Source organism: Nocardioides sp., assembly GCF_051876515.1.
GTDB lineage: Bacteria > Actinomycetota > Actinomycetes > Propionibacteriales > Nocardioidaceae > Nocardioides.
Genome location: NZ_JBJEHY010000136.1, coordinates 1 through 25,777 on the forward strand (window position 1 = coordinate 1; position 25,777 = coordinate 25,777).

Below are 25,777 nucleotides of genomic sequence, written 5' to 3' on the forward strand. Positions count from 1 at the left end.
TCGAGCTGACCGAGGCGCTCATCGAGCGCGGCCATGCCTACGTGGCTCCGGACGGGTCCGGAGACGTCTACTTCGACGTCAAGAGCTGGCCCCGCTACGGCGAGCTGTCCGGCATGAAGGTCGACGAGATGGAGGCGGCGGCCGACGCCGACCCCCGCGGCAAGCGCGACCCGCGCGACTTCGCGCTGTGGAAGGGCTGGAAGCAGGAGTCCGAGCCGGCGAGCGCGGCCTGGCCCTCCCCGTACGGTCCCGGACGTCCCGGATGGCACATCGAGTGCTCGGCCATGGCCGGCAAGTACCTCGGCGAGGCGTTCGACATCCACGGCGGCGGCGTCGACCTGCGCTTCCCGCACCACGAGAACGAGCAGGCCCAGTCGCGTGCCGCCGGGCACCCGTTCGCCTCGTACTGGCTGCACAACGCGTGGATCACCACGGCCGGCGAGAAGATGTCGAAGTCGCTCGGCAACTCCCTGCTGGTGCCCGAGGTGCTCAAGCGCGTGCGCGGCGTCGAGCTCCGCTTCTACGTGGTGGCGGCGCACTACCGCTCCCACGTCGAGTTCTCCTTCGAGGCGCTCGACGAGGCCGCGAAGTCGTACCAGCGGCTGGAGTCGTTCGTGCTGCGCGCCGCCGAGCTGCTGGGCGAGGTGCCGGCTCCCGGCGAGCTCGCCCCCGCCTTCACCGAGGCGCTCGACGACGACCTCGGCACCCCGGCGGCCGTGGCCGCCCTGCACGAGGCCGTGCGCACCGGCAACAAGGCGCTGGCCGACGGCGACGCCGCGGAGGTGGCCCGGCTCGCCGGCTCCGTCCGCGCCATGCTCGACGTCCTCGGCCTCGACCCGTACGACCCGGCCTGGGGCGGCGACGACGCCTCGGCGTCGGAGACGTTGACCGGAGTGGTCGACGTGCTCGTCCAGGGCCTGCTCGCCGACCGCGCCGCTGCGCGCGAGGCGAAGGACTGGGCGCGCGCGGACGCCATCCGGGACCAGATCAAGGCGGCCGGCATCGTGGTGACCGACACCCCGACCGGCCCGAAGTGGAGTGTGAACTGACGTGGCTGGCAACTCGCAACGACGCGGAGCGATCCGCAAGTCCGGCAAGGGCGCGAGCGTCGGGTCCGGCGGCCAGGTCCGCCGCGGCCTGGAGGGCAAGGGCCCCACGCCCAAGGCCAAGGACCGGCCGTACCACAAGGCGCACAAGGACGCCCAGCGTGCCGAGCGCGCGGAGCAGCGCCGTCCCAAGCGGCGCACCACCGGTGAGGCCGAGTGGATCGTCGGTCGCAACTCGGTGCTGGAGGCGCTGCGTGCGCACATCCCGGTGACGGCCCTGTACGTCGCCGAGGGCGCCGAGCGTGACGGCCGTCTGCGTGAGATCTTCAAGCTCGCCGCGGAGGGCAGCATCAACCTGCTCGAGGTCACCCGCAACGAGCTCGACCGCAGCACCGGGGGCGTGGTCAACCAGGGCATCGCGGCCCGCCTGCCCGCCTTCGAGTACGCCCACGCCGACGACCTGGTCGACGAGGCGAAGGCGTCCGGCGACGTCCCGCTGATCATCGTCCTCGACTCGATCACCGACCCCCGCAACCTGGGGGCCGTGGTCCGTTCCGCGGCCGGGTTCGGCGCCCACGGGGTCGTCATCCCCGAGCGCCGCGCCGCCGGCATGACCGCCTCGGCGTGGAAGACCAGCGCGGGCGCCGCGGCCCGGCTCCCGATCGCGCAGACGGTCAACCTGACCCGCCAGCTCAACGCGTACAAGGACGCCGGCTGCATGGTGGTCGGTCTGGCCGCCGACGGTGACGTGACGCTGCCCGAGCTGTGCGCCGAGGGCGGCCTCGCCGAGGGTCCGCTGGTCGTCGTCATCGGCTCGGAGGGCAAGGGCCTGGGGCGCCTGGTCTCCGAGACCTGCGACCAGATCGTGTCGATCCCGATCGCGAGCCGGTTGGAGTCCCTCAACGCCTCCGTCGCGGCGTCGGTCGCGCTGTACGCCATCTCCCAGGCTCGCGCCTGACCATGGCGCAGCGCACCCGCCGCCTGCTGCGAGTCGCTGCGCTCGCGGGGGTGGGCGGCGCCGTCGCGCTGGTCGCGGGGGCGGCGTTCTTCCTGACCGACTCCCGGAGCATGGTGGTGGCCGGGCACGACGCTGTGGTGCGCCCCACGCTGGACGACCACGCCGTCATCCGGACCGGTCCGCTCCTGCCGGACCTCCGGATGGGGGTGTCCACGCCCGTCGGGGTGGACGTCGAGCTGGGCGCCACCGAGATCTCCTCCCCGGAGGAGCTGGTGCAGCGGTACGGCTTCATCGCCTCGGAGCCGGCCAGCCAGGTCGACAAGGTCTCCGCGGCCGTGCGCGACATGGCCGTCTCGGCGGCCCTGCGCGGGATCGCGGTCGGCGCCGTGCCGGTCGTGGTCTGGCTGCTCGTCGGACGCGAGCGACGCCACCAGCTGTACGCCCGCCTGGGCACCCCGTCCGGCGCTGCCGCGGGTGCGGCCCTGCTGGTGCTGCCGCTGCTGGTGTGGCAGCCGTGGGTCGACGACTCGGCCCCCGTGGGACAGGCCGGCGCGTGGGTCGGGCTGCAGGAGTTCCTGGGACCCGAGGTGGACCTCCCCGACGCGGTCGACGCGGTCGAGATCCGGCAGAGCACGACGACCGACCAGACCAAGCGCCTGGTGATGAGTGCGGTCGACACGTACGAGAAGAGCCGCGAGTTCTACGACGCCGCAGCCGAGAAGGCCGCCCTGCTCGCCGGGATCCGGACGCCCGAGGAGGGCGAGACGGTTGCGCTGCTCGTGACCGACCGCCACGACAACATCGGGATGGACCCGGTCGCCCGGGCCGTGGGGGACCGCGCCGGTGCCACGGTGGTGCTCGACGGTGGGGACGACACCTCGACCGGACAGTCGTGGGAGGAGTTCAGCCTCGACTCCCTCGACGCCGTCTTCTCCGACCTCGACCGGTACGCGGTGGCCGGCAACCACGACAACGGCACCTTCGTGCGCGACCACCTCGCAGCGGCGGGCTGGGTGATGCCGCAGGCGGAGTCCGTGGAGGGGCCGGGCGGCGGTCTGCTCTTCGGGGTCGACGACCCGCGCTCGAGCGGGCTGGGCAACTGGCGCGACGAGGTCGGGACGTCGTTCGCCGACGTCTCCGAGCACGTGGCCGACCTGGCCTGCGCGTCGCAGCAGCGGATCTCGACGATGCTGGTCCACGACGCCAACCTGGGGCGCCAGGCCCTCGAGCGCGGCTGCGTGGACCTCGTCGTGGGCGGCCACACCCACGTCCAGGCCGGCCCGACCGAGATCGTCTCCGAGGACGGCGCCGTCGGCTACTCACTGACCAACGGCACCACGGGCGGGGCGGCGTACGCCATCGCGATCGGTTCGAAGCCCCGGCGCGACGCCCACGTCAGCCTGATCACCTACGACGACGCCGGCCGACCGACCGGTGTGCAGTGGGTGGAGCTCAAGACCAACGGCGTCTTCGAGGTCTCCGAGTGGGTGGCGATCACGCCCCGAGCCGCCGGCGAGGAGCCGGTCGACGAGGCGCCGGCCGACGACCAGCCCGAGGACGGCGGGAGCAGCGCGGGAGAGCGCTGAGCTCCCGGGTGCGCGGGTAACCCCAACGCACCATCTGGGGTATCCCTTGAGCAGTTCGGGCCCACGGTGTCAGTGGTGGCTGTCATCCTTCCCACGTGGTGGTTGCCGAACGAATGCGGACGCTCGAGGACTCCAGTGCGCTCACGGGGGACTCGATCGACGTCGCTGCCCGCGTCGCGTGGACGCTGCGGATGGCGCGGGTCACCTCGCCGGACGACGTCGACTCGCGGCTCCGTTCGCTCGCGGACCAGCTGGGGTCCAGCCCGGCGCACCTCTCCCGCGTCGAGACCGGGCAGCGGCGCGACGGGGAGCTCGTCGACGGGTACGAGTGGGCCCTGGGGCTCCCGGCAGGATCGTTGCGCGGGCCCATCGAGGTGCTGTGCCGCGGATTCGCGAGCCAGAGCCCACGTGACCTCTCGCCCGGTCGCGTCGTGACCGACGTCCACGAGATGTCCCGGCTCACCGGGACGGTGCTGGGCGACGGGCCCGTCTCCGGCGGGGACTGGATGCGCTGGGCCGGGGCCCTGTCCCAGCCCGGCAACATCGGTCTGCCCGAGGAGTCGGCCCGGCACGCGGTGCGGCGCCTGGTGGCCGAGATGGGGCGCAGCGTCGGTCACGCGTACCCGAGCCGGTACGAGGCGCTGTCCCGTCTGCGCTGCAGCGGGTACGGACACCTGCTCGTCGAGGTGGCCCGCGAGGTGCTCGCGGAGCCGTACGCCGCGGGCACCCTCGACCTGATGAGCGCGATCGGGGAGGCCCGCTCCGAGGGCGTGGAGGAGTGGTTCGTCGGGCTGTTGCGCTCCGGCGACGACCGTCTCGTGCTGGCCGGTGCGCTGGGGTTGGAGAACCTCGGGGAGATCGCCGGAGCCGAGGTGTGGGCCGACGTCCTGGAGGCGCTGGTCGAGGCGTTCGACTCCAGCACGCCCGGGTCGTCGCAGGCTGAGTGGACGGCCCACCTGCTCCGGCTGGTCCCGCGGGCGGTGCTGCAGGAGCGGACCTGCCGGCCCTCGCGTCCGCTCCCCGCGGCCCCCGACATCGGTGAGGTCGACGAGTCCGGCGCCAACGCGCTGTGGTCACGGTGCCTGGAGTCCGCGCGGCGGGTGAGCACCGTCCTCGACCTGCCCACCCAGCCGATGCTCGCGCGCCTGCTGTTCGACGTGGCGTACTGCCCGTGGGAGTCGCGCGCCGTCACCGGCTACATGCTCCTCGACGCGCTGCCTGCGCTGACGCCGTTGCTGGGTGCGGAGGTCCACCACCTCTACGAGTCCGCTCCCTCCCCGGGGTTGCAGCGGCGGCTCGTGCGGCGGTGGGCCCGTTCTCCGTACGCCCAGGACGCCGCCGAGCGTGGCGGGTGGCTCGGCTCCGAGGACCCGGTGGTGCGCAGCGGCGCCCTCCAGGCGGCCGGCGCTGCGGGCGTGCACCTCCCGATGCCCGACCTCGTGGCCGCCCTCGACGACCCGCAGACGCGGATCGCCGCCATCTACTCGATCGGCATGAGCGGGCACCCGCTCCTGCGGGGCGGGCTGGACAGCGAGGCGCTCTCGTCGACGTCGCCCTCCCTGGCGAGGGCCGGCCTGGCGTGGTGGCTGGCCAACGGCGCGCGCGTCACGCTCTGAGTCACGCCAGGCGCCACACGTCGAACCGGGGGGAGGCCGTCGCCGGCACCACCAGCACTCCCGCTGCTGCGACCAGGTCGACGGAGCCGGGCTCGCTGCCGAGGAGGTGGCGGGCGCGGGTCGCGCCGAGTCCGTCGACGGGAAGAGCCACGGCCTCCGCGGGGCCGCGGCGCGCCACCACCAGGTAGCTCCCCTCGGGGTGCTCGCGCAGGAAGGCGACGGTGTCCTCGTCGGCGTGGGCCCACCGCAGACCGCCGCGGCGCATTCCGACGTGCCCGTGCCGCAGGGCGGCCAGGGCGGCGTACGTGTCGAACGTGGTGCGGTCCCAGCTCTCCGGGGCGTCCCACGGCATCGGGCGGCGGGCGTCCTCGCCGGTGACGCCCTCGAGCCCGATCTCGTCGCCGGCGAAGACCAGCGGAACCCCGGGGAGGGTGAACTGCAGACCAGCGGCCACGCGGTGCACGGCCGGGTCGCCGACGACGGTGCGGATCCGGGCCGAGTCGTGGGAGCCGAGGATGTTCCAGCTGGCGGTGGTGGCCTTCCAGCCGTACGCCCCCATCCAGGCGCGCCAGGTGGCGACGACCTGGGCTCCGCCGCGCCGGGCCACCGGGACCGGGCGCCCGAACGCGCGTGCCGGGGACTCCTCGTGCCGCAGCCACGACCACAGCGGCCAGGAGAACCCGGAGTAGTTCATCGTGCCGTGCCAGCCGTCGCCGTCGACGTCCGCGCTGGCGTCGTGGTTGTGCTCCCCGATGACGAGGGGCTCGGCGTGCAGGTCGGCGGCGGTGCGGCGTACGGTGCGGGCCACTTCGTGGGCCACGTCGAGCGCCCCCAGCCGACCGGTCATGTTGGCCACGTCGATGCGCCAGCCGTCCACGCTGAACGGCGGGTGGAACCACCGGCCGACGACCGAGTCGGGTCCCTCGAGCATGGCGGCCCGCAGGTCGGGGTCGCCGTGGTTCACCTTGGGCAGGGTGTGGTGCCCCATCCAGGACTCGTACGTGCCGTCGGGGCGGAAGTGGTACCAGGAGCGGCGCGGTGAGTCGGGGTCGGCGACCGCGTCGGTGAACCACTCGTGGGTGTCGCCGGTGTGGTTGGTGGTGAGGTCGCCCAGGATCCGCCAGCCGCGTGCGTGCACCGCCTGGCTCAGCCGGGCGTACGCCTCGTCCCCGCCGAGGAGGTCGTCGACGTGGTCGAAGGTGGTGGCGTTGTAGCGGTGGTTGGACTCGCCCGGGAAGACCGGGGTCGTGTAGACGACGTCGACGCCGAGGGCCTCGAGGTGGTCGAGGTGCTCGGTGAGGCCGTCGAGGTCGCCGCCGAAGAGCTGCAGCGGGGTCCGGGGGTCAGTGGGCTCGAACGCGACCTCGTCGCCCCAGGCGGCCGGCACGGCCCAGGCCGGCGTGGGACGGTCCGCTGCGGCCGCCGACCGCGCGAAGCGGTCGGGGAACACCTGGTAGACGACGCCGTCGCGACCCCAGTCCGGGGCGGGCGGGTGCACCGTGAGGACGAAGTCGCCCGCGTCCGGGGGATCGGTGTCGACGAGCCCGGCGCCGGTGAGCCAGCGCTGCGAGCCGTCGGCCCCCACCAGCAGGAACCGGTAGTGGGTGCGCGGGTTGTGCACCGGCAGGTCGGCCTCCCACCAGAGAACGCCGTCCGCGCTCGCCCCGGGGCGGGCCGCGTGGAAGACGGGCTCCGCGTCGTGCGTGGTGCGCAGCCACACCGCCTCGGGCGGCTGCTCCACGCTGGTGCGCACGCGCACCGTGACCGCCTGGTCCAGGCGCGGCGCCTCGTCGGACACGTACAGGGGAGACCCGTCGTGGTGCGGGTCGTGCAGCAGGCCCATACGCCCATCCTCGCAACCGGTGGGCGGTGGTGCGAGTCCGCAGGGCCGCACCGGTTCGCCTAGGATGTGCGCGCCGCGCCGGAAACGGTGCGTGCCGGTGTAGCTCAGTTGGTAGAGCGCTTCTCTTGTAAAGAAGATGTCGCGGGTTCGACTCCTGTCACCGGCTCCGCGTCGAGAACGCAGAAGATCCCGGCTCCTTGGGGGTAGGAGCCGGGATCTTCGCGTGTCAGGGCGTCAGCAGGCCGGGACGACCTCGTAGGTCGCGATGTTCAGGCTCTGGACCGTCCCGGTCGGGACCCAGTCGTTCGCCGTGACGGTCGTGGGGGTCGTTGAGTGGACCCGCGCGTTCGTGTTGCTCCCAACGCTGAGCCTGACTACCTGGGTGCCCGGCCAGGTGGAGGCGTCGCTCTCGACCGGCTCCGGAGGAATGGCGAAGTTGATCGTGCGGACGCCCAGGGAGGTCGATGCCGTCAGCGCGGGCATGGTGCCGGTGAAGGTGGTCGCGATCCGGGTGCCCCTGACGATGGCCACGTTGCCGGGGTTGAGCGTCATGGGGATCGGTGTTGAAGCCGGCGTCAGTCCACCCCCGAAGTCGTAGGTGGTGTTCATCGTGCCGGACACCACCGTGCGACCACCGATACCGAACTGCCCGTCGTAGGCAGCGTTGGTGGCCGCCAAGCCAAGGGTCGAGACGTACGAGATCGGCTGGGCCGGCACGGTTGCCCCAGCGAGAACGTACTGGGGGAGCCTGAAGGTGAAGTCCACCTTCGTGATGCCGTCCGTGCGGTTGGTGATGGGGCTCGTGACCAGCGTTCGGACGCGCGTGTACCTGGTCAGGGTGATGTCCTGCCAGATCACCGGGTTGGCCGATGTCAGGCACATGGTCGGAGTCGCTGCGAACGCGGGCGCAGCGGACACGAGTGAGACGGCGGGCACGGCCCAGGCGGCGGTGCGGACGACTGTTCTTCGGGTGGGGTGGAGCTCGGTCATGGGGGTCCCTCCAGTGGCAGTGCCTGGGGCGGCGAGACGCATCGCAGCCGAGCCCCCCCGCGGCAGTCAGTTGTGACGACCGAAACCTAGGGATTCCGTCGGTATGTGACTACGGCCACAGCAGAACGTCTCAGTGGGTGAGATTCCACGAGTATCTGGAGCGTCCGGCTCAGGAGGCGCAATGTGACGGGAATGACCGGATGTGACGCACGTTCACGAAGAACTCCCGGACTCTCGCGCCAGTCCGGGAGTTCTTCCTGTTCGGTGCGATCGCCTCGGAAGCTCTCCTTCGGCGCGCACGTGCGGTGCTAGATGGCAGGAATGGCGAACGGGTCCGGGGAGAACGGGATGTTCTCCGTGGCCTCGGCGTTGATGCCTGTGACGATCATCCGGAGTTCGACATCGCCGGGCGCGGCGAGCGTGAGGTCGAGGGGGACCGGCAGGCCGGCCGATTGCCCGGCCGGGATCTGGAGGAGCCCGCCCGGCGGGACGGTGAGCTTGAAGCTCGTCTGGGGGCCGGCCGCGAGCGACGGGGCGATCGTGATTCCCGCCAATCCTTCAACGGGAATGGGGGCTCCCAGGTCGACCGTCATTTCGCTGACCGCGATGCTGGACGTGATGAGAACCTCGATGCCGTCGACGGCCAGGTCGCCAGTGTTGGTGAATGTCATCGTCGTGGGCATCTGCAGCGTCTGGGCGCCCGTTCGGGTCGGCGCCACCGGTGCCGTGGTGGACAGGTCGGTGTAGTTCGACGACGCTGCGAAGGCCGGGGCGGCCGTCACCAGCGTGACCGCGGGCACGGTCCAGGCGGCCGTGCGGACGACGGTTCTTCGGGTGGGCTGGAGCTGGGTCATGGGGGTCCCTCCGGTGGTGTGCCCGGGGCGGCGGGACGTACGACCTGCTACCCGAGGCGGTCGATGTGACGGGACGAAACCTAGGGATTCCGCCAGTATGTGACCACGGACACACCCATTCGTCTCATCGGCTGAGAATCGTCCGGAGAATTCTTGACCGGGGTATGCGAGGGCCCTCTCGGCCGGACGTGACGAGCTCCCGACGCCGGGTGAGGCGATCGGAACTCGTGCCGTCAGGCTGGTCGCGACGTTGCGCGGGAGGGAGCCGGTCCGGTCCGGGTCAGCGGACCTGGGTGACCTCGAACTCCATCGGCGGGGAGGCGATCACGTCCTGGGCGGCGATCAGCCGGAGCTCGCGCTCGCCGGAGTCGAGCGTCGCCTGCAGGACGTTGAACACCGTCGACGCCGTACGGGCCAGCGCCTCGGCGTGCGAGCCGGTCTCGCCCAGATGGGCGGTGAACAGGGCGGCGGTGATGTCGCCGGAACCGTTGAACTTCACCGGAAGCAGCGGGGTGACGACCAGCCAGGCGCCCTCGTCGGTGACGGCCATGATGCCGATCGAGCCCTCGGGCACGGCCTCCACGGAGGTGACCAGGATCGTCGACGGGCCCATCGCGCGCGCCGCGTCCGCCGAGGCGAGCACGTCCTCGAGCGAGACCGGCTCGGTCTCGGTGATGAAGCCGAGCTCGAACTGGTTGGGCGTGATGATGTCCGCGACCGGGATGACCTTCTCGCGGATGATCGGCGGGATCGCCGGGTTGACGAAGCAGCCCGACTTCGCGTTGCCCATCACGGGGTCGCAGGTGTACGTCGCGGCGGGGTTGGCCGCCTTGACCTTGCCGACCGCCTCGACGATGACCTCGGCGATCTCGGGGGAGCCCTGGTAGCCGGTGATCACTGCGTCACAGGTGGCGAACGCGCCCCGCGCCTCCACTCCGGCCAGCACGGCGCGTACGTCGTCGGCCGGGATGATCGGCCCGCCCCACTCGCCGTACCCGGTGTGGTTGGAGTAGTTGACCGTCAGGACCGGCCAGACCTCGTGCCCGAGGCGCTGCAGCGGGAAGACGGCGGCGGAGTTCCCGACGTGGCCGTACGCGACGTGGGACTGGATGGAGAGCACTCGCACCAGCACAACCTAGCGCGCGGGTCCGGTCCACGATGCAGGAGAGCACTACCGGAGCGAACTAGAACTTGTTACGGTTCGGCGACATACGCGCGGTATGTGACCGGGGTCTCAGTCTCCGGCGCTCGAACGATGAGGTGTTGCATGGCGAAGAAGTCCTCCGCTCCGACGGCCACCGAGGCCGACTACGTCGTCGTCGGCGCGGGTAGTGCCGGGTGTGCCGTGGCGGGCCGGCTGGCCGAGGCCGGCGAGTCGGTCCTGCTCGTCGAGGCGGGCGGTCCCGACTCCTCGATCATGTTCCGTCGCCCCGGCATGATCACGATGATCCACAGCGAGCCCAAGCTGAAGAAGAAGTTCGACTGGGGCTTCCGCCACGCCGAGCAGGAGCACCTCGGTGGCCGCCGACCGTCCGCCCCGCGCGGTCGCGTCATGGGCGGCTCGGGCTCGGTCAACGGCATGATCTACGTCCGCGGCAACAAGGGGAACTTCGACTCCTGGGCGGCCGAGGGCAACACCGGCTGGGGGTACGAGGACGTCCTGCGCCAGTACAAGCGCATGGAGACCTGGCAGGGCCCGGCCAGCGAGTACCGCGGCACCAGCGGCCCGGTCAAGGTGCTCGAGAACGGCGACATCTGCGACGCCGCCAGCACCTTCATCGACGCCGGCGTGAGCGCCCTGGGTGTCAAGCGCAACCCGGACTACAACGGCGCCGACCAGCACGGCATGCACGTCATCCAGGAGAACACCTCCAACGGCATCCGCTACTCCTCGTCGTACGCCTACCTCGTCGACAAGGTGCTGCCCTCGCTCAACATCATCACCGGCGGGCACGTCACCCGGATCGTCATCGAGAACGGCCGCGCCACGGGCGTCGAGATGCGCGGGGACACGGGCACGTACACGCTCAAGGCCAACAAGGAGGTCATCGTCTCCGGTGGCGCCTTCAGCTCGCCGCAGCTGCTGATGCTGTCGGGCATCGGGCCGGCGGCGCACCTGGCCGAGCACGGCATCCAGGTCGTGGCCGACCTCCCGGTGGGCGACAACCTGCACGACCACATGTTCGTGCCGATGACGTACGCAGTCGACAACTCGCCGCACCGCTCGAGCGCGATGTACTTCGGCGCCGCGATCCTCAAGGACCGCCTGCGTCCGGGCAAGACGTTCATGGCGCACTCGGTGTTCGAGGCCGGCGGCTTCGTCGAGACCTCGCTGGCCGAGGCCGGCATCCCCGACATGCAGTTCTTCGCCATCCCGTGGTCGTACCCGCCGTTCCAGGACGAGCCCGTCCGGCTGAGCCCCGACAAGCGCCCCTCGCTGTCGGTCTTCTCGACGATGGTGCAGCCGCGCTCGCGCGGCACGCTGCGCCTGGCCAGCGCCGACCCGTCCGCCGGCCCGGTGATCGACCCGCGCCTGCTCTCCGACGGCCGCGACCTGCAGGTCCTCATGGAGGGCCTCGAGATGCTCCGTGCCGTGATGGCCGACCCGGCGATGAAGGGTCACGTGCAGGAGGAGTACGAGCCCGGTTCCGCGATCACCGGCGACGCGCTGAAGGCCGAGGCGATCAAGCGCGCCACCACCGTGTACCACCCCGTCGGCACCTGCCGGATGGGCGTGGACGAGCGCGCCGTCGTTGACCCGCAGCTGCGCGTGCGCGGCATCGAGGGGCTCCGGGTGGCGGACGCCTCGATCATGCCGTCGATCATCACCGGCAACACCAACGCGCCGTCGATGATGATCGGCGACAAGGCCGGGGACCTCATCCTGGGCACCTGACCCGTACGACCTGGACGGCGGCCGTCCGGCGGGTGCGACGAGCACCGGCCGGGCGGCCCCGTACGGCTCAGGCGACCTGGAGCGAGCGCTTGGACAGGCCCATCCAGAAGCCGTCGATGACCTGGATCCCGGGGTCGTCCGCCTTGCTGGCCGCGCCCAGGGTCACGAACAGCGGCGTGTAGTGCTCGACCGTCGGGTGGGCGTACGGCATGCCCGGCGCCAAGGACTGGTAGTTGGCCAGCGCGTCCACGTCACCGCGCGCCATCGCCTCACCGGCCCACGCGTCGAAGTCGACCGACCAGCCCGGCGCGGCCGCCTCGATGCGGAACTCCTTGAGGAACGGCAGGCCGTGGGTCAGGAAGCCCGAGCCGATGATCAGGACGCCCTCGTCGCGCAGGGGGCGCAGGCGCTCGCCGAGCTTCATCAGCTTCACCGGGTCCGAGGTGGGCAGGGACATCTGCAGCACCGGGATGTCGGCCTTGGGGTACATGATCTTCAGCGGCACCCACGCGCCGTGGTCGAGGCCGCGGTTGGTGTGCTGGTGGACCGGCTCGTTGTCCGGCATCATCGCCGCGATCCGCTGGGCCAGCGCGGAGGAGTCCGGGGTCTCGTACGTCATCTGGTAGTACTTCGGCGCGAACCCGCCGAAGTCGTAGACCAGGGGCGCGAAGTTGCCCGACAGGCTGACCGGCGCCGACTCCCAGTGCGCGCTGACGATCAGGATCGCCTTGGGGCGGGGAAGGTCCTGGGCCCACGCTGCCAGCTGCCCCGACCAGATCGGGTCGTCGAGGAGCGGCGGGGCGCCGTGACCGATGTACAGGGCGGGCATGCGTGCGTTCATGTCCAGCACAATAGTTCAAAGTCGAAGTTTATTCCTCGGCCGAGCGTCTCAGCCGGGGATCCGCCAGTCCACCGGTGAGCCGCCCTGCTCTGCCAGCAGTGCGTTGACGCGGCTGAACGGGCGCGAGCCGAAGAAGCCGCGGTACGCCGACAGCGGGGAGGGGTGCGCCGACTCCACCGACGGGATCGTCCCCAGGCGGGGCTTGAGGCTCTGCGCCGGGCGCCCCCACAGCAGCGCCACGCACGGACCGCCGCGTGCCACCAGCGCGTCGACGGCGCGCTCGGTGACCTCCTCCCAGCCCTGACCGCGGTGCGAGTTCGCGGCTCCCGGCCGTACGGTCAGCACCCGGTTCAGCAGCATCACGCCCTGGTCGGCCCACGCGGTCAGGTCGCCGTGGGCGGCGGGCGCGATGCCGAGGTCGTCGTGGAGCTCGGAGTAGATGTTGACCAGCGACTTCGGCAGCGGCCGCACCGACCGCTCGACCGCGAACGACAGGCCGATCGGGTGTCCCGGCGTCGGGTACGGGTCCTGGCCCACCACCAGCACGCGCACCTGCGCGAGCGGCCGGGAGAAGGCCCGCAGCACGTGCAGCCCGGCCGGCTGGTAGCCGCGACCGGCGGCCAGCTCGGCCCGCAGGAAGTCACCCATCCGTGCGATCTGGCCCTCGACCGGCGCCAGCGCGGCGGCCCAGTCCGGCGCGACGAGCCCACGCTCGACGAGGTCGGCCAGACCGCCCGGCACGTCGATCACCGCACCGGACGCTGCAGCCGGTCCAGGAACGCGACCATCACGGCCTCCCGCAGCGCCGGTGAGGCCACGTCGAGCAGTGCGTTGACGTCGGCCATCCGGGACGGGAGGTCGAGCGACCCGTCCTCGGAACCGCCACCGACGAGGCCGGCCGCCGCCAGCAGGCCGTCGAACTCCTCCTCGCCCAGCGTGGCAGGGTCGAGCGCGGCGACGAACGCCGCCACGCCCTCGTCGACCTGGACGGGGCCAGCGGCACGCGCGGCCGCGGCCGCCTCCGCGAGGGCGGCGGTGAACTCCTCGACGTGGTCGCCCGTCGCGGCGCTCACCGAGAAGTGCACGTTCGCCGGCGAGCCCGGGAAGCTCAGCTGCGGCTGCGTGAACCAGCCGCGCGCGACCAGCTCGTCGTTGAGCGTGAACGGGTCCATCGAGTCGTCGGTGGTCACGGCGACCAGGGTCGAGTCCGGACGGGCCACCACGCGCAGACCGTCGGTGGCGTCCACGGCGGCCACGATCGCCGCCGTCGCGTCCAGCGCCCTGCGGGTGAGCGTCGCGTACCCCTCGTCACCGATCGCGTTGACGACGGCCCACGCCCCGGCCACCGGCCCCCCCGAGCGGGTGGACTGGGTGGTGGAGTTGAGCATCGTGTAGCCCGGCCAGGCGGCCGACGCGAAGTACTGGGGACGGCGCAGCGAGGGGTCGCGGTGCAGCAGCAGCGAGGTGCCCTTCGGTGTGTACGCGTACTTGTGGGTGTCCACCGAGATCGAGGTGACGCCGTCCACGGCGAAGGTCCACGGCTCCACCACGTGGTCGACCGCGGGGGCGTACCCGAGCACCCAGCCGCCGATGCAGGCGTCCACGTGGCAGCGGATCCCGCGCGCTGCAGCCGCGGCCGCGACCGGGGTGACCGGGTCGACGACCCCGTGCGCGTACGACGGGGCGCTGACCGCCACGAGCACGGTGCGCTCGTCGATGGCCGCGACCATCGCGTCCACGTCGGCGCGCATGTCCTCGCCCACCGGCACCACGATCGCCTCGACCCCGAAGTACTTCGCGGCCTTGTGGAACGCCGCGTGGGCGGTCACCGGGATGACCATCGTGGGCCGCTCGATCTCGGGGTGGGCGTCGCGGGCGCCCTGCACGGTGAGCAGCAGCGACTCGGTGCCGCCCGAGGTGACGGTGCCCACCGCCGTGTCCGGGGCGTCGAAGAGGCGCAGCGCCCACCCGACGAGCTCGTTCTCCATCTGCAGCAGCGACGGGAACGCGGTCGGGTCGAGCCCGTTGGACCCCGCGTACGCCGCGACCGCGTCGCGGCCGAGCTGGTCGACCTCCGCGTCGCCGGAGTCGTACACGTAGGCCAGCGTGCGGCCGCCGTGCACCGGCAGGTCGCCGGCCTGGAGTCCGCGCAGGCGCGTCATCAGGTCGGTCGGGTTCATCGGGGGACCTCCACTTCGGCTGCGGCCACCTCGGCCGCGTCCAGACGGTACGCCCGCAGGGCCAGCAGGCTCAGCAGGACCAGGGCAGCGGGCAGGACGGAGAAGCCGAGCGTGATCGCGGTGAGCGCGGAGTCGGGCTGGACGACGGCCTCGCTGGACCGGCTCGAGACGTACCCGCCGATCGCCAGCAGGACCGCGAACACGGCCGGTCCGAGCGCCATGCCGAGGGTCTCGCCCGCGGTCCACACACCCGTGTAGACGCCGATCCGGTTCTCGCCGGTACGGGCGGAGTCGATCGCAGCAGCGTCCGGCAGCATCGCCATCGGGAAGACCTGGCAGCCCGCGTACCCCAGACCGACCAGCGCGGTCGCGGCGAAGACCACCCAGGCGGGCGCCCACAGGGCGCTCAGGGCGAGCAGGGCACCGGTGGCCAGGACGAGGGACGACAGGACGTACCCGGCGCGCTTGCCGATCCGGGTCCCCAGCGCTGCCCACGCCGGTGTCAGCAGCAGCGCGGGTCCCACGAAACAGACGAAGAGCGGCGTCGCCGCACCCGCCTTGCCGATCACGTCCTCGGCCAGGTAGTCGACGCCGGCCAGCATGCAGCCGGTGGCCAGCGCCTGCAGGACGAAGGTGGTCAGCAGCAGGCGGAAGTCCCGGGCCCGGGCGACCACCTTGAGCTGGTCCACCAGCGTCCCGGAGCCTGCCTGGACGGTCCCCACGGGGGCGTTCCGCGTGCCCCACCACGCGGACAGCACGCCGGCCAGGATGATCAGCGCCATCACGACGCCCATCACCCGGTAGCCGTCGCGGCCGTCGAAGGCGTTGCGGATCGCCGGGGCGCTGGCGCCGGCCACCATGATCGTCAGCGCCAGGATCGCGACCCGCCACGTCATCAGCCGCGTGCGCTCGTCGTAGGAGCTGGTGATCTCGGCGGGCATCGACACGTACGGCACCTGGAAGAACGCGTACGCGGTCGCGGCGAGCAGGAAGAAGACGAGGACCCAGCCCGCCTCCAGCGCCCGGTTGTCCATCTCCGGGCCGGCGAAGATCAGGGCGAACGCGCCGGCCAGCATCACGCCGGCGCGGATCAGCCAGGGACGCCGTGGCCCGGCCGGGTCGAGTGAGCGGTCGGAGATGCGCCCGGCGATCGGGTTGAGGACCACGTCCCAGAACTTCGGCAGGAAGACGATGACGCCGGCCAGGACCGCGGCGATGCCGAGCTCGTCGGTGAGGAACGGCAGGAGCATGAGACCGGGCACCGTGCCGAAGGCGCCGGTGGCCACGGACCCGGACCCGTACCCGATCCGGACCGACCGGGGGAGGGTGTTCGCGCCGGCCGACGCGGGCGAGGGGTGGTGTGACATGCGTCGCAGGGTAGTGGGTGGACGCGCCGCGGCGGCACACGGTCCACCGTGTGCCGCCGCGGGTCCCAGCGGGTTGGGGTCGGGTCAGATGCCGCAGCTCGAGGCGCTCCAGAACTTCCGGTTCGCGATGTCCACGTGGGCGTGGTCGTTGTGACCGGGGTAGCCCGGGCCGAGGATCGTCCCGAACGAGGTGTAGCGGGCCGCGGAGGCGATCTGGCAGAACGACGGGGAGCCGCTGAAGCCGACGAGGTCGAGCGCCATCCCGTACGTGTGGTAGCCGCTGCCGGAGCCCCCGACCGCCTTGTCGCACGAGACCGAGCGGAAGCCGGAGGTCACCCGCAGCGGCTTGTTGCCCAGGCGCTGGCGCAGGGCCTCGGCCCGCCACATCGCGCGCTTCAGGTTCTCCTTGACGGTGGTCGCGCTGACCGTGCCTCCGCTGTAGCCGCCCGCGCCGCAGCCGCCGTCGACCTCGGACCAGTCGAAGTGGGCCGTCGAGCAGTCGTCGTCCTGCAGGGCGTAGATCTTGGCGAACGTGGCGGGGCCGGCGATCCCGTCGGGGGTGAGGCCGTAGGCGCGCTGGAAGTTGGTCACCGCGGTCGTCGTGGCCGGCCCGAACGAGCCGTCGATGGCGAAGGTCGCCGACGACCCGTGCCAGCCGGCGACGCGGATCTGCAGCTGCTGGACGTCGGCACCGGTGCTGCCCGACGACAGCGACCGTCCCCACGTGTAGCAGCCGTCGGCGTGCGCAGGGGTGGCGCCGAGGGTGACGACGAAGAGGGACGAGGCCAGCATCGCCAGGGTGGCGACGAGGGCCCGGAAGGGTGACCGTGACCTGGTCGTGCGTGATCTGGTCTGGGCACGTTTCATCAGAGTTGCTCCTTTTCCCGAGTACGGAGTCGAACCGGACCAGACAAGCGGTCGAGGAGCAGCGCGGTCAAGGGGTGCGGGGTGAAGCCTTCCCGTCCGCGAGGTGTCGAGATGCTGCCGAGGAATGGCGCCGTGGGTTGGACCCGATCGTGTCGCGCGAGGGGCGCCGCCGGGGCCGCGGCCGTGGTTTCGGCGCCTCTGACCACCGCGCGAACCAGTCGTCGAGGACGGTCCAGGTGCTCCCGCGGGCGGCGCGTCCGGTGAGCATGCCGAGGTGGCCTCCCGGCACGATCTCGAACTGCACCTCGCGGGCCCCGGTGAGCAGGTCCGTGACAGGACGTACGGCCCCGACCGGCGCGATCCCGTCGGTGTTCCCGGCCAGCACGAGCGTGGGTGCCCGCACCGCCGCCAGGTCGATGGTGCGACCGCCGAGCTCCATCCGTCCGTCCTGCAGGTCGTTGCCCTTCACGAACCGGTGGTACAGCTGGCCGAACGAGCGGCCCGGGTAGGCGTGCATGCCGTCCATGAACGCCTCGACCGCCTCGAGCTGCGCGAGCAGATCGGTGTCGTCGAGGTGGGTGGCGACCACGAGCGGCTTGGTGACGAGCTTGTGCACCGAGGCCAGGGCGAAGCCCGCGCCCACCAGGGGGACCGGGATCCCGCCCATGGCCCGGTACGCGCGGGTGACCACGCCGCCCCCGGGCACCAGGTCGCCCAGACCGAGGTTGAGCAGCGGACGCACCGGGGCCATCAGCGGCACCTTCGACACGTCGACGGGCGAGCCTATGGCGGTGATCGAGGCGATCGGCAGGTCGGGGGAGTCGGCGGCGGTGAGCAGCGCGAAGATGCCGCCGAGGCTCCAGCCGGCCACGTGGACCGGGCGGCCGCCGGAGTGCTCGCGCACCGAGCGGATGGCGGTGGGCAGCACCTCCTCCACCCAGTGCTCCATCCCCAGAGACCGGTTGGCGAACGACACCTGGCCGTAGTCGACGACGTACGTGGGCCGCCCCAGCGAGACCAGGTGCTCCACGAGCGAGCAGCCGCGGCGCAGGTCGAAGCAGAGGGCCGGCGCCGCCAGCGGGGTGACCAGGAGGACGGGGTCCCCGGTGGGCGGGACGTCCGGGTCGGGCAGGTAGTGGTGGACCTCGCGGAGCTCGCCGGCGTCGATCAGGGTCCGCGGCATCGGACGGAGGTCCGCGATCCCGCCGTACAGCAGCTTGTGCGCGACGTTGCCCGCGGCGGCGAGCACCTGCTCGGGCTTCGGGATGAGGTCCATGTCCTCAACCTACGGGCGCACCGGCGGCCCCGTCAGTCCCCACGGCGGCCCGGTTGGGGGTAGACAAGGACCATGTGGTGGAAGGTGGCGGCGGGCCTCGGCGTGGCGGTGACCGCGTACGACGTCCTGCAGAAGAAGCACGCGATCCTGCGCAACTACCCGGTGCTCGGGCACGGTCGGTTCCTGCTGGAGGCCGTCGGGCCCGAGCTGCGGCAGTACATCGTCACCGGCAACGACCAGGAGCGACCGTTCAGCCGGGACCAGCGGCGCTGGGTCTACTCCTCGGCCAAGCTGGAGAACAACTACTTCGGGTTCGGCACCGACAACGACATGGAGACCCGGCAGGGGTACCCGATCGTCAAGCAGCGCACCTTCCACGTCGGTGAGACGCCGAGCCAGGTGACGCCGTCGGACGACCACCCGCTGCCCGCGCGCAAGGTCGTCGGCGCCGCCCGCGGTCGTACGCACGCCTTCCGGCCCGCCTCCGTCGTCAACGTCTCCGGGATGAGCTTCGGCGCCCTGTCCGCCAACGCGATCACCGCGCTCAACGAGGGCGCGAAGATCGCCGGCTGCCTGCACAACACCGGTGAGGGGGCGCTGTCGCCGTACCACCGTCAGGGCGGCGAGCTCGTCTTCCAGATCGGCACCGCCTACTTCGGGTGCCGCGACGCGCAGGGCACCTTCGACCTGGCCCGGCTCAAGGAGCTCGTCGCCTCCGCGCCCGTGCGGATGATCGAGATCAAGCTCTCCCAGGGGGCCAAGCCCGGCCTCGGCGGGATGCTCCCCGGCGCCAAGGTGTCGGCCGAGATCGCCGAGATCCGCGGCATCGAGGCCGGCAAGGACTGCATGTCGCCCTCGCGCCACACCGCATTCCACGACGTGGACTCGATGCTGGACTTCGTCGAGATGGTGGCCGCCGAGACGGGACTCCCCGTCGGCATCAAGTCCGCGGTGGGCGACCTGACCTTCTGGGACGAGCTGTCCGAGAGGATGACCGCCGACCGCATGGTCGACTTCGTCAACGTGGACGGCGGTGAGGGCGGGACCGGGGCGGCCCCGCTGGTCTTCGCCGACGCGGTGTCGTACCCGTTCCGGATCGGCTTCGCCGAGGTGTACAAGCGCCTCGCCGGCGCCGGTTTCGGCGACGACATCACCTTCATCGGCGCCGGCAAGCTGGGGCTGCCGGAGAACGCCCTGGTCGCCTTCGCGCTGGGGGCCGACATGGTCAACGTGGCCCGCGAGGCCATGCTGGCGATCGGCTGCATCCAGGCCCAGAAGTGCCACACCGACCACTGCCCGACCGGGGTCGCGACCCAGAACCAGTGGCTCGCGCGGGGCCTCGACCCGACGTCCAAGGCCGCCCGCCTCGCCAACTACGTCATCACCCTGCGCCGCGACCTGCACCACGTCGCCGAGGCCGTCGGGGTCTCCCACCCCGCCCAGATCACCGTCGACGACATCGACCTGGTCGACGGTCTGCTGTCGCGTCGCAGCCTGCGCGAGGTGTACGGCTACCCCGCCTGACGCCAGACCCCGGTTTCGACGGGCTCAACCTGCGGGTGGACCGGTTTCGACGGGCCCGACCGACGGCGGGCCTACTTCTTGCGCGCGGGGCGCAACGGCTTGAGGTGCTCGCCGGGCCCGGATGCCAGGGCCTCCATGAACGAGAGCGCCCACGACGCCACGTCGTGCTCGAGCACGGTGCGCCGCATGGCGCGCATGCGGCGCTGCAGCTCCTTGGGCTCCGCGCCGTACGCCTCGAGGAGTGCGGACTTGATGCCGTTGATGTCGTACGGGTTGACCAGCCACGCCTGACGCAGCTCCTCGGCCGCTCCGGCGAACTCCGAGAGCACCAGCGCGCCGTCCTCCTCGAGGCGGCAGGCGACGTACTCCTTGGCCACCAGGTTCATGCCGTCGCGGTACGGCGTCACCACCATCACGTCGGCCGCACGGTAGAGCGCCGCCATCTCCTCGCGCGGGTAGGAGGAGTGCAGGTAGGAGATCAGGGGGTAGCGGATCGTGCCGAGGTCGCCGTTGAGACGGCCCACGAGCCGGTCGATCTCGTCGCGCATCCGCTTGTACTCGCCCACGCGCTCTCGCGAGGGGGTCGCGACCTGGACGAACATGACGTCCTCGAGCGCCAGGTGGCCCTCGGAGACGAGCTCGCCGAACGCACGCAGGCGCGGGTAGATGCCCTTGGTGTAGTCGAGGCGGTCGACGCCGAGGAAGATCCGCCGACCGCCGGCCGCGTCACGGATCTCCTGCACGCGCTCCTCGACCTCGGGCGAGCGGGCCAGGCTCTCGTACCCGGCGGTGTCGATGGCGATCGGGAACGCGGCGGCGCGCACCGTGCGGTCGTCGGGCAGGAAGATCCGGTCGCGGTGCGTCTTGTGGCCCACCCGGGTGCGGACGAGGCGGACGAAGTTGCCCGACGCCTCGGGCAGCTGGAACCCGATCAGGTCGGCCCCCAGGAGCCCTTCCAGGATCTGGCGGCGCCACGGCAGCTGCGAGAAGAGCTCGGCCGGCGGGAACGGGATGTGCAGGTAGAAGCCGATGATGAGGTCGGGGCGCAGCTCACGCAGCATCTGCGGGACCAGTTGGAGCTGGTAGTCCTGGACCCAGACCCGGGCACCTTCGCTGGCCACCGACGCGGCCGCCTCGGCGAAGCGGCGGTTGACGCGGACGTAGGCGTCCCACCACTCGCGGTGGAACTCCGGCTTCGCGACCACGTCGTGGTACAGCGGCCACAGGGTGGCGTTGGAGAAGCCCTCGTAGAACTCCTCCACGTCCTCGCTGGTCAGCACCACCGGCACCAGCGTCACGCCGTCGTGCTCGAACGGGGCCAGCTCCTCGTCGGGAGAGCCGGGCCAGCCGACCCAGGCACCCCCGTCCTCGCGCATCACCGGTTCGAGGGCGCTGACCAGCCCGCCGGGTGAGCGGCGCCAGCCGACACTCCCGTCGGGCAGCTCGATGCGGTCGACGGGGAGTCGGTTGGCGACGATGACGAGGTCAGAGGTCACGTGACAACCCTAGGGGGCGACGGGACCCGGCGCGCCGGTTGACTGGATGTCGGGCCAGCCCTACCCCAGGTGTCGGGCTGGCAGGATCGTGCCGCGGCCCCCTCGAGGCTTCGATGGGAGCATGACGACGACACAGCTCAAGGAGCCCCTCGTGGCAGAGGCGACGACCCCCTCATCGTGGCGCGACCCGTACGCGCCGGGCGTGGTCGGGCGCACCCTGCGGGACAGCGCGTACGGCCTCACCGCCCTCCCGGTCGCCCTGCTCTCCTGCGTGGCGATGGTGGCTGGCGTGGGCGTGGGCGTCAGCACGCTGGTCATCTGGGTCGGGATCCCGGTCCTCGTGGGCACGGTGGCCCTGGCCCGGGTGTTCGCGTCGGCGCAGCGCGTGCAGCTGCGCGGGCTCGGCGTGGACGTGCACACCCCCGACTACCGGGTGGCTCCGCACGGCGCCTCCCGCGTCACCCGGCTGCTCACCCCGCTGCGCGACGTCCAGTCGTGGCTCGACGTCGTGTGGGGCGTCGTCTCGCTGGTCACCGGCACCCTGGCGTTCAGCGTGGTGCTGACCTGGTGGGCCGCCGCGGGCGCCGGGACGACGTACTGGTTCTGGCAGCGGTGGCTTCCCGACCAGGACGGGCAGAGCCTGGCCGAGCTGATCGGCCTCGGACAGGGCCGCGGCCCCGAGACGCTGCTCAACACGGCCTTCGGGCTGGTGGCGCTGGCGACGCTGCCCGCGGCCGTACGGGCCGTGGCGTGGCTCCACGCCAGCCTGGCGGTGGTCCTCCTCGACTCCAGGGCCGCGATGCAGCAGGAGGTGCGCCGGGTCATCGGCACCCGCAGCGCCGCCCAGGACGCCGAGGTCGGCTCCCTGCGCCGGCTCGAGCGGGACATCCACGACGGCCCGCAGCAGCGGCTGGTGCGGCTGTCGATGGACCTGGGGCGTGCCCGCCGCAGCGTGGACGACCCCGAGCGCACCGCAGCCCTCCTCGACGACGCGCTGGCCCAGGCCCGTGAGGCCGTCGGCGAGCTCCGCTCGCTGTCGCGGGGGATCGCGCCCCCGATCCTGGTCGACCGCGGCCTCGAGGCCGCCCTGCGTGAGCTGGCGGTCCGTCAGCCGCTCCCGGTGGGGCTGGAGTACGACGTCGCCGGGCCGCTGCCCGCGCCGGTGGAGACGGCGCTGTACTTCGTGGTCGCCGAGGCGTTGACCAACGTCGCCAAGCACTCCGGGGCGGGTCAGGTCCTCGTACGGGTGGAGCGCCGTGGTGACGAGGTGCTGGCCACGGTCGCCGACGACGGCACCGGTGGGGCGCACCCGGCGAAGGGGCACGGGCTGGCCGGGCTGCGTACGCGGTTGGCGGGGCTCGAGGGGACGTTGGAGCTCGACTCGCCGGACGGCGGACCCACCACGGTCCACGCTCGCGTCCCGCTGCCCCGCTGAGGCGTGGGATCCTGCCGAGGTGCGAGTGGTGATCGCGGACGACTCCGTCCTGCTGCGTGAGGGCCTGGCCCTGCTCCTGGCCGAGGCCGGGCACGAGGTGGTGGCCGCGGTGGGGGACGGGCCGTCGCTGGTGGAGGCGGTCGCCGAGCACCGGCCCGACGTCTCCCTGGTGGACGTACGGATGCCGCCGACCCACACCGACGAGGGTCTTCGCGCGGCCTTCGAGGTGCGGAACGCCGACCCGCGGGCCCCGCTGCTGGTGCTGAGCCAGTACGTGGAGGTCACGTACGCGGACGAGCTGCTCGCGGGCGGTGAGGGTGGCCTGGGCTACCTGCTCAAGGACCGGGTCAGCGACGTCGACGACTTCCTGGACGCGCTGGTCACGGTGGCGGCCGGCGGCACGGTGCTGGACCCGATGGTGGTGCGGCAGCTGATGGGGCGCCGCCGCGACCCGGTCGAGACGCTGACGCCGCGGGAGGGGGAGGTGCTGGCGCTGATGGCGCAGGGCCGTTCCAACGCAGCGATCGCCCGGGCCCTGGTGGTCTCCGGAGCGGCGGTGGAGAAGCACACGCAGCGGATCTTCGCCAAGCTCGGCCTGCACGCCGACGAGTCGGACCACCGCAGGGTGCTGGCCGTCGTCCGGTACCTCCGCAGCGGTTCCGGCCCCCGTTGAAGGGGGCGCCAGAAGGGGCGTGTGTGACGGGTGAGACGACTGAGGTGGTCTGGGCCACTCCCGTCAAGGGCGACTCGCCGGTGTGAATGACATCGTTGTCGTTCGTCACCTACAGTGGGGGAGTCAGCAAGGATCCACCCGCAGGAGTTGAGTCATGGACGCCGCGAACGCCATGGAACCGCAGGTCGAACCCGGTTCAGGCCTCAGCGAGCGCGACCGCGACATCCTCGAGTTCGAACGGCACTGGTGGAAGTTCGCCGGGGCCAAGGAGCAGGCGGTCCGCGAGAAGTTCGACATGTCGTCGACGCGCTACTACCAGGTCCTCAACGCGCTGATCGACCGTCCGGACGCACTGGAGGCCGACCCGTTGCTGGTCCGTCGCCTGCGTCGCCTGCGCGCCTCCCGCCAGAGGCAGCGTTCGGCACGCAGACTGGGTTTCGACATCTGACCCAGTCCCACAGAGACGGACCACCCATGGCCTCTTCCCCGATCCACTCGGCCACGGACGGCCGGCGCCGTACGCCTCGTCGAGACGAGCGCGGTGTCGCCTTCCCCTCACCCGTGGCGATGCTCAGCGTCGTCGCCGTGCTCGCCGCCGCGGTCACCTTCGTCGCGACCCGTGACGAGGCGCCCACCGAGGAGCGCATCGACACCGCGACGATCGCCAGCTCGACCCCGAGCGACTCCCCGACGACCACGCCGCCCACCAAGAAGGCCAAGCCGAAGCCCCAGGTGAAGCGTGGCGAGGTGTACGTCGAGGTCTACAACAACTCCGGCATCACGGGGCTGGCCGCCACCACGTCCGCCCGGGTGACCGAGGTCGGGTGGGCCGTGGTCGGCGAGGACAACTGGTACGGCAACATCCCGGCGACCACGGTGTACTTCCCCAAGCGTCTGGAGGCGGAGGCCAAGCAGCTCGCGCTCGACCTGGGCGTCAAGCGCACGGCCCCGGCGGTGGCGCCGATGAAGATGGACCGACTCACGCTGGTGCTCACCGGACCGCTGTCCTGACCTACGCTTGCGCCCCATGGAGTTCACCTCCCCGCAGGCCCAGCAACGTTACGACGCCGTCGTCGAGGCCGCCGCACGCACGGTCGTGGGGCTGGACTTCGACGGGGTGCTCGCTCCCATCGTGGAGGACCCCGAGCGAGCGGTGATCCACCCCGGCGCGCCGGCGGTCCTGCGCGACCTGGCCCGGACCGTACGCGCGGTGGCGGTCGTCACCGGTCGCCCGGCACGCCAGGCGCTCGCGCTGGGTGGGCTCGACGCCCTCGGCGCCGAGCTCACCGAGGAGGGCCGGGAGCTGTTCGTCTTCGGCCAGTACGGCAACGAGCGCTGGTCGGCCACCCAGCGCCGCGTGGTCTCGCCCCGCCCGCCCGCTGGGCTGGCGACGTTCGAGCGCGACCTGCCCGCGGTGCTGCGTGCCTGCGGGGCGCAGGACGCGTTCGTCGAGGAGAAGGGGCTGGCGGTCGCGGTGCACACCCGACGGCTGCCGGACCCGACCGACGCGTTCGAGCGGCTGGTCGGACCGCTGCGCGACCTGGCGGCCCGGCACGGGCTCACCGTCGAGCCGGGGCGCAACGTCATCGAGGTCCGTTCCCCGGGGCGCGACAAGGGCGACGCCGTACGCACGCTGGTCGCCGAGCAGCACGCGGAGGGCTTCGTCTTCGCCGGCGACGACCTGGGTGACGTCGAGGCGTTCCGGGCGGTGGCCGCGTTGCGCGAGCAGGGGCTGGCCACGCTGCTGGTCTGCTCGGCCTCCGACGAGCAGAACGCGCTGGTCGACCTGGCCGACGTCGTCGTCGACGGTCCCGACGGGGTGCTCGAGCTGTTGCGCCAGCTGGTCGTCGACGCCTCCTGACGGTGCCTTCCCGGGCGTACGTCATGCGTCCGGCCGGAAGGTCGCCCTGCGTCATGCGGACTCGTCGTCGGGTCGCCCTGCGTCATGCGGACTCGTACGTATAGGTGCTGTTCCGCATGACGCGGGCCTCCGGCGAGGCGCCTTCGTATGACGCGGGCCCGGCGAGGCGCCTTCGTATGACGCAGCAAGACCCCTTCGCATGACGGCTCGAGATCCAGGCGCCAACTCGTCCCCGACGCCCCTGACCACTCCCCGGACGCATCGAGTTTCACGATGTGGACCTGATGTGCACATCGTGAGACGCGCACGTACTGTTCACAACAGCTCATCGAGAGGGACTGAGGGAACGGCCCTGTGAAGTCCCGGCAACCGCCACGATCCTCCTGATCCGCCCAGCGTGTCAGTCGTGGAAACGGTGCTAATTCCGGCCCACCGCGAGATGCGTGGCGGGCACAGATGAGAAGGAGG

General features: G+C 71.9%; 22 protein-coding genes, 1 tRNA gene and 1 riboswitch. Of the genes, 12 read left to right on the forward strand and 11 right to left on the reverse strand.

Annotated features, from left to right (window positions below):
- From ACI379_RS10105 to ACI379_RS10120, 4 genes are all read left to right on the forward strand, one after another.
- A partial coding sequence (locus tag ACI379_RS10105; RefSeq protein WP_439791952.1) for a cysteine--tRNA ligase occupies positions 1 to 1,049 on the forward strand: 1,049 nt, incomplete at its 5' end.
- A 1-nt stretch (position 1,050) separates the two neighbouring features.
- Positions 1,051 to 2,004, forward strand: coding sequence for a 23S rRNA (guanosine(2251)-2'-O)-methyltransferase RlmB (rlmB, locus tag ACI379_RS10110; protein WP_439791953.1), 954 nt, complete (start codon positions 1,051 to 1,053; stop codon positions 2,002 to 2,004).
- A gap of 2 nt (positions 2,005 to 2,006) precedes the next feature.
- The gene (locus ACI379_RS10115) at positions 2,007 to 3,590 is read left to right on the forward strand and encodes a metallophosphoesterase (protein ID WP_439791954.1); all 1,584 of its coding nucleotides are present in this window, start codon (positions 2,007 to 2,009) and stop codon (positions 3,588 to 3,590) included.
- Positions 3,591 to 3,688: 98 nt separating this feature from the next.
- Positions 3,689 to 5,206, forward strand: coding sequence for a hypothetical protein (locus ACI379_RS10120; RefSeq protein WP_439791955.1), 1,518 nt, complete (start codon positions 3,689 to 3,691; stop codon positions 5,204 to 5,206).
- Between the two features lies 1 nt (position 5,207).
- Here the strand turns inward: ACI379_RS10120 and ACI379_RS10125 are convergent, their stop codons facing one another.
- Positions 5,208 to 7,049 carry a glycoside hydrolase family 13 protein gene (locus tag ACI379_RS10125; RefSeq protein ID WP_439791956.1) on the reverse strand — a complete coding sequence of 614 codons (1,842 nt, stop codon included), beginning with the start codon at positions 7,047 to 7,049 and terminating at the stop codon, positions 5,208 to 5,210.
- A gap of 93 nt (positions 7,050 to 7,142) precedes the next feature.
- Here ACI379_RS10125 and ACI379_RS10130 point away from each other — a divergent pair.
- A tRNA-Thr gene (locus ACI379_RS10130) sits at positions 7,143 to 7,215 on the forward strand.
- A gap of 68 nt (positions 7,216 to 7,283) precedes the next feature.
- Here the strand turns inward: ACI379_RS10130 and ACI379_RS10135 are convergent.
- From ACI379_RS10135 to pdxY, 3 genes are all read right to left on the reverse strand, one after another.
- The gene (locus ACI379_RS10135) at positions 7,284 to 8,039 is read right to left on the reverse strand and encodes a hypothetical protein (protein WP_439791957.1); all 756 of its coding nucleotides are present in this window, start codon (positions 8,037 to 8,039) and stop codon (positions 7,284 to 7,286) included.
- Positions 8,040 to 8,347: 308 nt separating this feature from the next.
- The gene (locus tag ACI379_RS10140; protein WP_439791958.1) at positions 8,348 to 8,893 is read right to left on the reverse strand and encodes a hypothetical protein; all 546 of its coding nucleotides are present in this window, start codon (positions 8,891 to 8,893) and stop codon (positions 8,348 to 8,350) included.
- A gap of 280 nt (positions 8,894 to 9,173) precedes the next feature.
- Positions 9,174 to 10,019 carry a pyridoxal kinase PdxY gene (pdxY, locus tag ACI379_RS10145; protein WP_439791959.1) on the reverse strand — a complete coding sequence of 282 codons (846 nt, stop codon included), beginning with the start codon at positions 10,017 to 10,019 and terminating at the stop codon, positions 9,174 to 9,176.
- 141 nt (positions 10,020 to 10,160) lie between these two features.
- Here pdxY and ACI379_RS10150 point away from each other — a divergent pair, with 141 nt between their 5' ends.
- Positions 10,161 to 11,789, forward strand: coding sequence for a GMC family oxidoreductase (locus tag ACI379_RS10150; RefSeq protein ID WP_439791960.1), 1,629 nt, complete (start codon positions 10,161 to 10,163; stop codon positions 11,787 to 11,789).
- A gap of 67 nt (positions 11,790 to 11,856) precedes the next feature.
- Here the strand turns inward: ACI379_RS10150 and ACI379_RS10155 are convergent, their stop codons facing one another.
- The 6 genes from ACI379_RS10155 to ACI379_RS10180 form a co-directional block, all read right to left on the reverse strand.
- A complete protein-coding gene (locus ACI379_RS10155) occupies positions 11,857 to 12,630 on the reverse strand; it encodes a dioxygenase family protein (protein ID WP_439791961.1) in 774 nt (257 codons plus the stop codon).
- A 48-nt stretch (positions 12,631 to 12,678) separates the two neighbouring features.
- The gene (locus ACI379_RS10160; RefSeq protein ID WP_439791962.1) at positions 12,679 to 13,380 is read right to left on the reverse strand and encodes a uracil-DNA glycosylase; all 702 of its coding nucleotides are present in this window, start codon (positions 13,378 to 13,380) and stop codon (positions 12,679 to 12,681) included.
- Complete coding sequence (locus ACI379_RS10165) at positions 13,377 to 14,810, reverse strand: pyridoxal phosphate-dependent decarboxylase family protein (protein ID WP_439791963.1); 1,434 nt, start codon at positions 14,808 to 14,810, stop codon at positions 13,377 to 13,379. The genes ACI379_RS10160 and ACI379_RS10165 overlap by 4 nt, the downstream gene beginning before the upstream one ends.
- Complete coding sequence (locus tag ACI379_RS10170; RefSeq protein WP_439791964.1) at positions 14,807 to 16,177, reverse strand: MFS transporter; 1,371 nt, start codon at positions 16,175 to 16,177, stop codon at positions 14,807 to 14,809. The genes ACI379_RS10165 and ACI379_RS10170 overlap by 4 nt, the downstream gene beginning before the upstream one ends.
- Before the next feature lie 84 nt (positions 16,178 to 16,261).
- Entirely contained in the window at positions 16,262 to 17,044 is a 783-nt protein-coding gene (locus tag ACI379_RS10175; protein WP_439791965.1) for a D-Ala-D-Ala carboxypeptidase family metallohydrolase, read from the reverse strand.
- A 67-nt stretch (positions 17,045 to 17,111) separates the two neighbouring features.
- The gene (locus ACI379_RS10180; protein ID WP_439791966.1) at positions 17,112 to 18,320 is read right to left on the reverse strand and encodes an alpha/beta fold hydrolase; all 1,209 of its coding nucleotides are present in this window, start codon (positions 18,318 to 18,320) and stop codon (positions 17,112 to 17,114) included.
- 72 nt (positions 18,321 to 18,392) lie between these two features.
- Between ACI379_RS10180 and ACI379_RS10185 the strand changes: the two genes are divergently transcribed.
- Complete coding sequence (locus ACI379_RS10185) at positions 18,393 to 19,844, forward strand: glutamate synthase-related protein (protein WP_439791967.1); 1,452 nt, start codon at positions 18,393 to 18,395, stop codon at positions 19,842 to 19,844.
- A 71-nt stretch (positions 19,845 to 19,915) separates the two neighbouring features.
- On the opposite strand, the gene ACI379_RS10190 is transcribed toward ACI379_RS10185, so the two are convergent.
- Entirely contained in the window at positions 19,916 to 21,340 is a 1,425-nt protein-coding gene (locus tag ACI379_RS10190) for an alpha,alpha-trehalose-phosphate synthase (UDP-forming) (protein ID WP_439791968.1), read from the reverse strand.
- Positions 21,341 to 21,461: 121 nt separating this feature from the next.
- On the opposite strand from ACI379_RS10190, the gene ACI379_RS10195 reads away from it, so the two are divergent.
- The 5 genes from ACI379_RS10195 (at position 21,462) to otsB (ending at position 25,309) form a co-directional block, all read left to right on the forward strand.
- A complete protein-coding gene (locus ACI379_RS10195; protein WP_439791969.1) occupies positions 21,462 to 22,775 on the forward strand; it encodes a sensor histidine kinase in 1,314 nt (437 codons plus the stop codon).
- A gap of 19 nt (positions 22,776 to 22,794) precedes the next feature.
- On the forward strand, positions 22,795 to 23,448 hold the full coding sequence (locus ACI379_RS10200) for a response regulator transcription factor (RefSeq protein WP_439791970.1): 654 nt from the start codon (positions 22,795 to 22,797) through the stop codon (positions 23,446 to 23,448).
- Positions 23,449 to 23,602: 154 nt separating this feature from the next.
- Positions 23,603 to 23,896 carry a DUF3263 domain-containing protein gene (locus ACI379_RS10205; RefSeq protein ID WP_439791971.1) on the forward strand — a complete coding sequence of 98 codons (294 nt, stop codon included), beginning with the start codon at positions 23,603 to 23,605 and terminating at the stop codon, positions 23,894 to 23,896.
- A gap of 26 nt (positions 23,897 to 23,922) precedes the next feature.
- Positions 23,923 to 24,459, forward strand: coding sequence for a LytR C-terminal domain-containing protein (locus tag ACI379_RS10210; protein ID WP_439791972.1), 537 nt, complete (start codon positions 23,923 to 23,925; stop codon positions 24,457 to 24,459).
- A gap of 16 nt (positions 24,460 to 24,475) precedes the next feature.
- Positions 24,476 to 25,309: a trehalose-phosphatase gene (otsB, locus tag ACI379_RS10215; RefSeq protein ID WP_439791973.1), complete on the forward strand. Its 834-nt coding sequence runs from the start codon at positions 24,476 to 24,478 to the stop codon at positions 25,307 to 25,309.
- A 322-nt stretch (positions 25,310 to 25,631) separates the two neighbouring features.
- A riboswitch (SAM riboswitch) is annotated at positions 25,632 to 25,772 on the forward strand.
- The last annotated feature ends 5 nt before the right edge of the window (positions 25,773 to 25,777 follow it).

Excerpts from the sequence above, each read along its gene's own strand:
- ACI379_RS10115 (WP_439791954.1), top strand. The coding sequence starts at position 2,007 with ATGGCGCAGCGCACCCGCCGCCTGCTGCGAGTCGCTGCGCTCGCGGGG.
- ACI379_RS10125 (WP_439791956.1), bottom strand. The coding sequence starts at position 7,049 with ATGGGCCTGCTGCACGACCCGCACCACGACGGGTCTCCCCTGTACGTG.
- ACI379_RS10135 (WP_439791957.1), bottom strand. The coding sequence starts at position 8,039 with ATGACCGAGCTCCACCCCACCCGAAGAACAGTCGTCCGCACCGCCGCC.
- ACI379_RS10140 (WP_439791958.1), bottom strand. The coding sequence starts at position 8,893 with ATGACCCAGCTCCAGCCCACCCGAAGAACCGTCGTCCGCACGGCCGCC.
- ACI379_RS10150 (WP_439791960.1), top strand. The coding sequence starts at position 10,161 with ATGGCGAAGAAGTCCTCCGCTCCGACGGCCACCGAGGCCGACTACGTC.
- ACI379_RS10155 (WP_439791961.1), bottom strand. The coding sequence starts at position 12,630 with ATGAACGCACGCATGCCCGCCCTGTACATCGGTCACGGCGCCCCGCCG.
- ACI379_RS10165 (WP_439791963.1), bottom strand. The coding sequence starts at position 14,810 with ATGAACCCGACCGACCTGATGACGCGCCTGCGCGGACTCCAGGCCGGC.
- ACI379_RS10170 (WP_439791964.1), bottom strand. The coding sequence starts at position 16,177 with ATGTCACACCACCCCTCGCCCGCGTCGGCCGGCGCGAACACCCTCCCC.
- ACI379_RS10175 (WP_439791965.1), bottom strand. The coding sequence starts at position 17,044 with ATGAAACGTGCCCAGACCAGATCACGCACGACCAGGTCACGGTCACCC.
- ACI379_RS10180 (WP_439791966.1), bottom strand. The coding sequence starts at position 18,320 with ATGGACCTCATCCCGAAGCCCGAGCAGGTGCTCGCCGCCGCGGGCAAC.
- ACI379_RS10185 (WP_439791967.1), top strand. The coding sequence starts at position 18,393 with ATGTGGTGGAAGGTGGCGGCGGGCCTCGGCGTGGCGGTGACCGCGTAC.
- ACI379_RS10195 (WP_439791969.1), top strand. The coding sequence starts at position 21,462 with ATGACGACGACACAGCTCAAGGAGCCCCTCGTGGCAGAGGCGACGACC.
- ACI379_RS10205 (WP_439791971.1), top strand. The coding sequence starts at position 23,603 with ATGGACGCCGCGAACGCCATGGAACCGCAGGTCGAACCCGGTTCAGGC.
- ACI379_RS10210 (WP_439791972.1), top strand. The coding sequence starts at position 23,923 with ATGGCCTCTTCCCCGATCCACTCGGCCACGGACGGCCGGCGCCGTACG.
- otsB (WP_439791973.1), top strand. The coding sequence starts at position 24,476 with ATGGAGTTCACCTCCCCGCAGGCCCAGCAACGTTACGACGCCGTCGTC.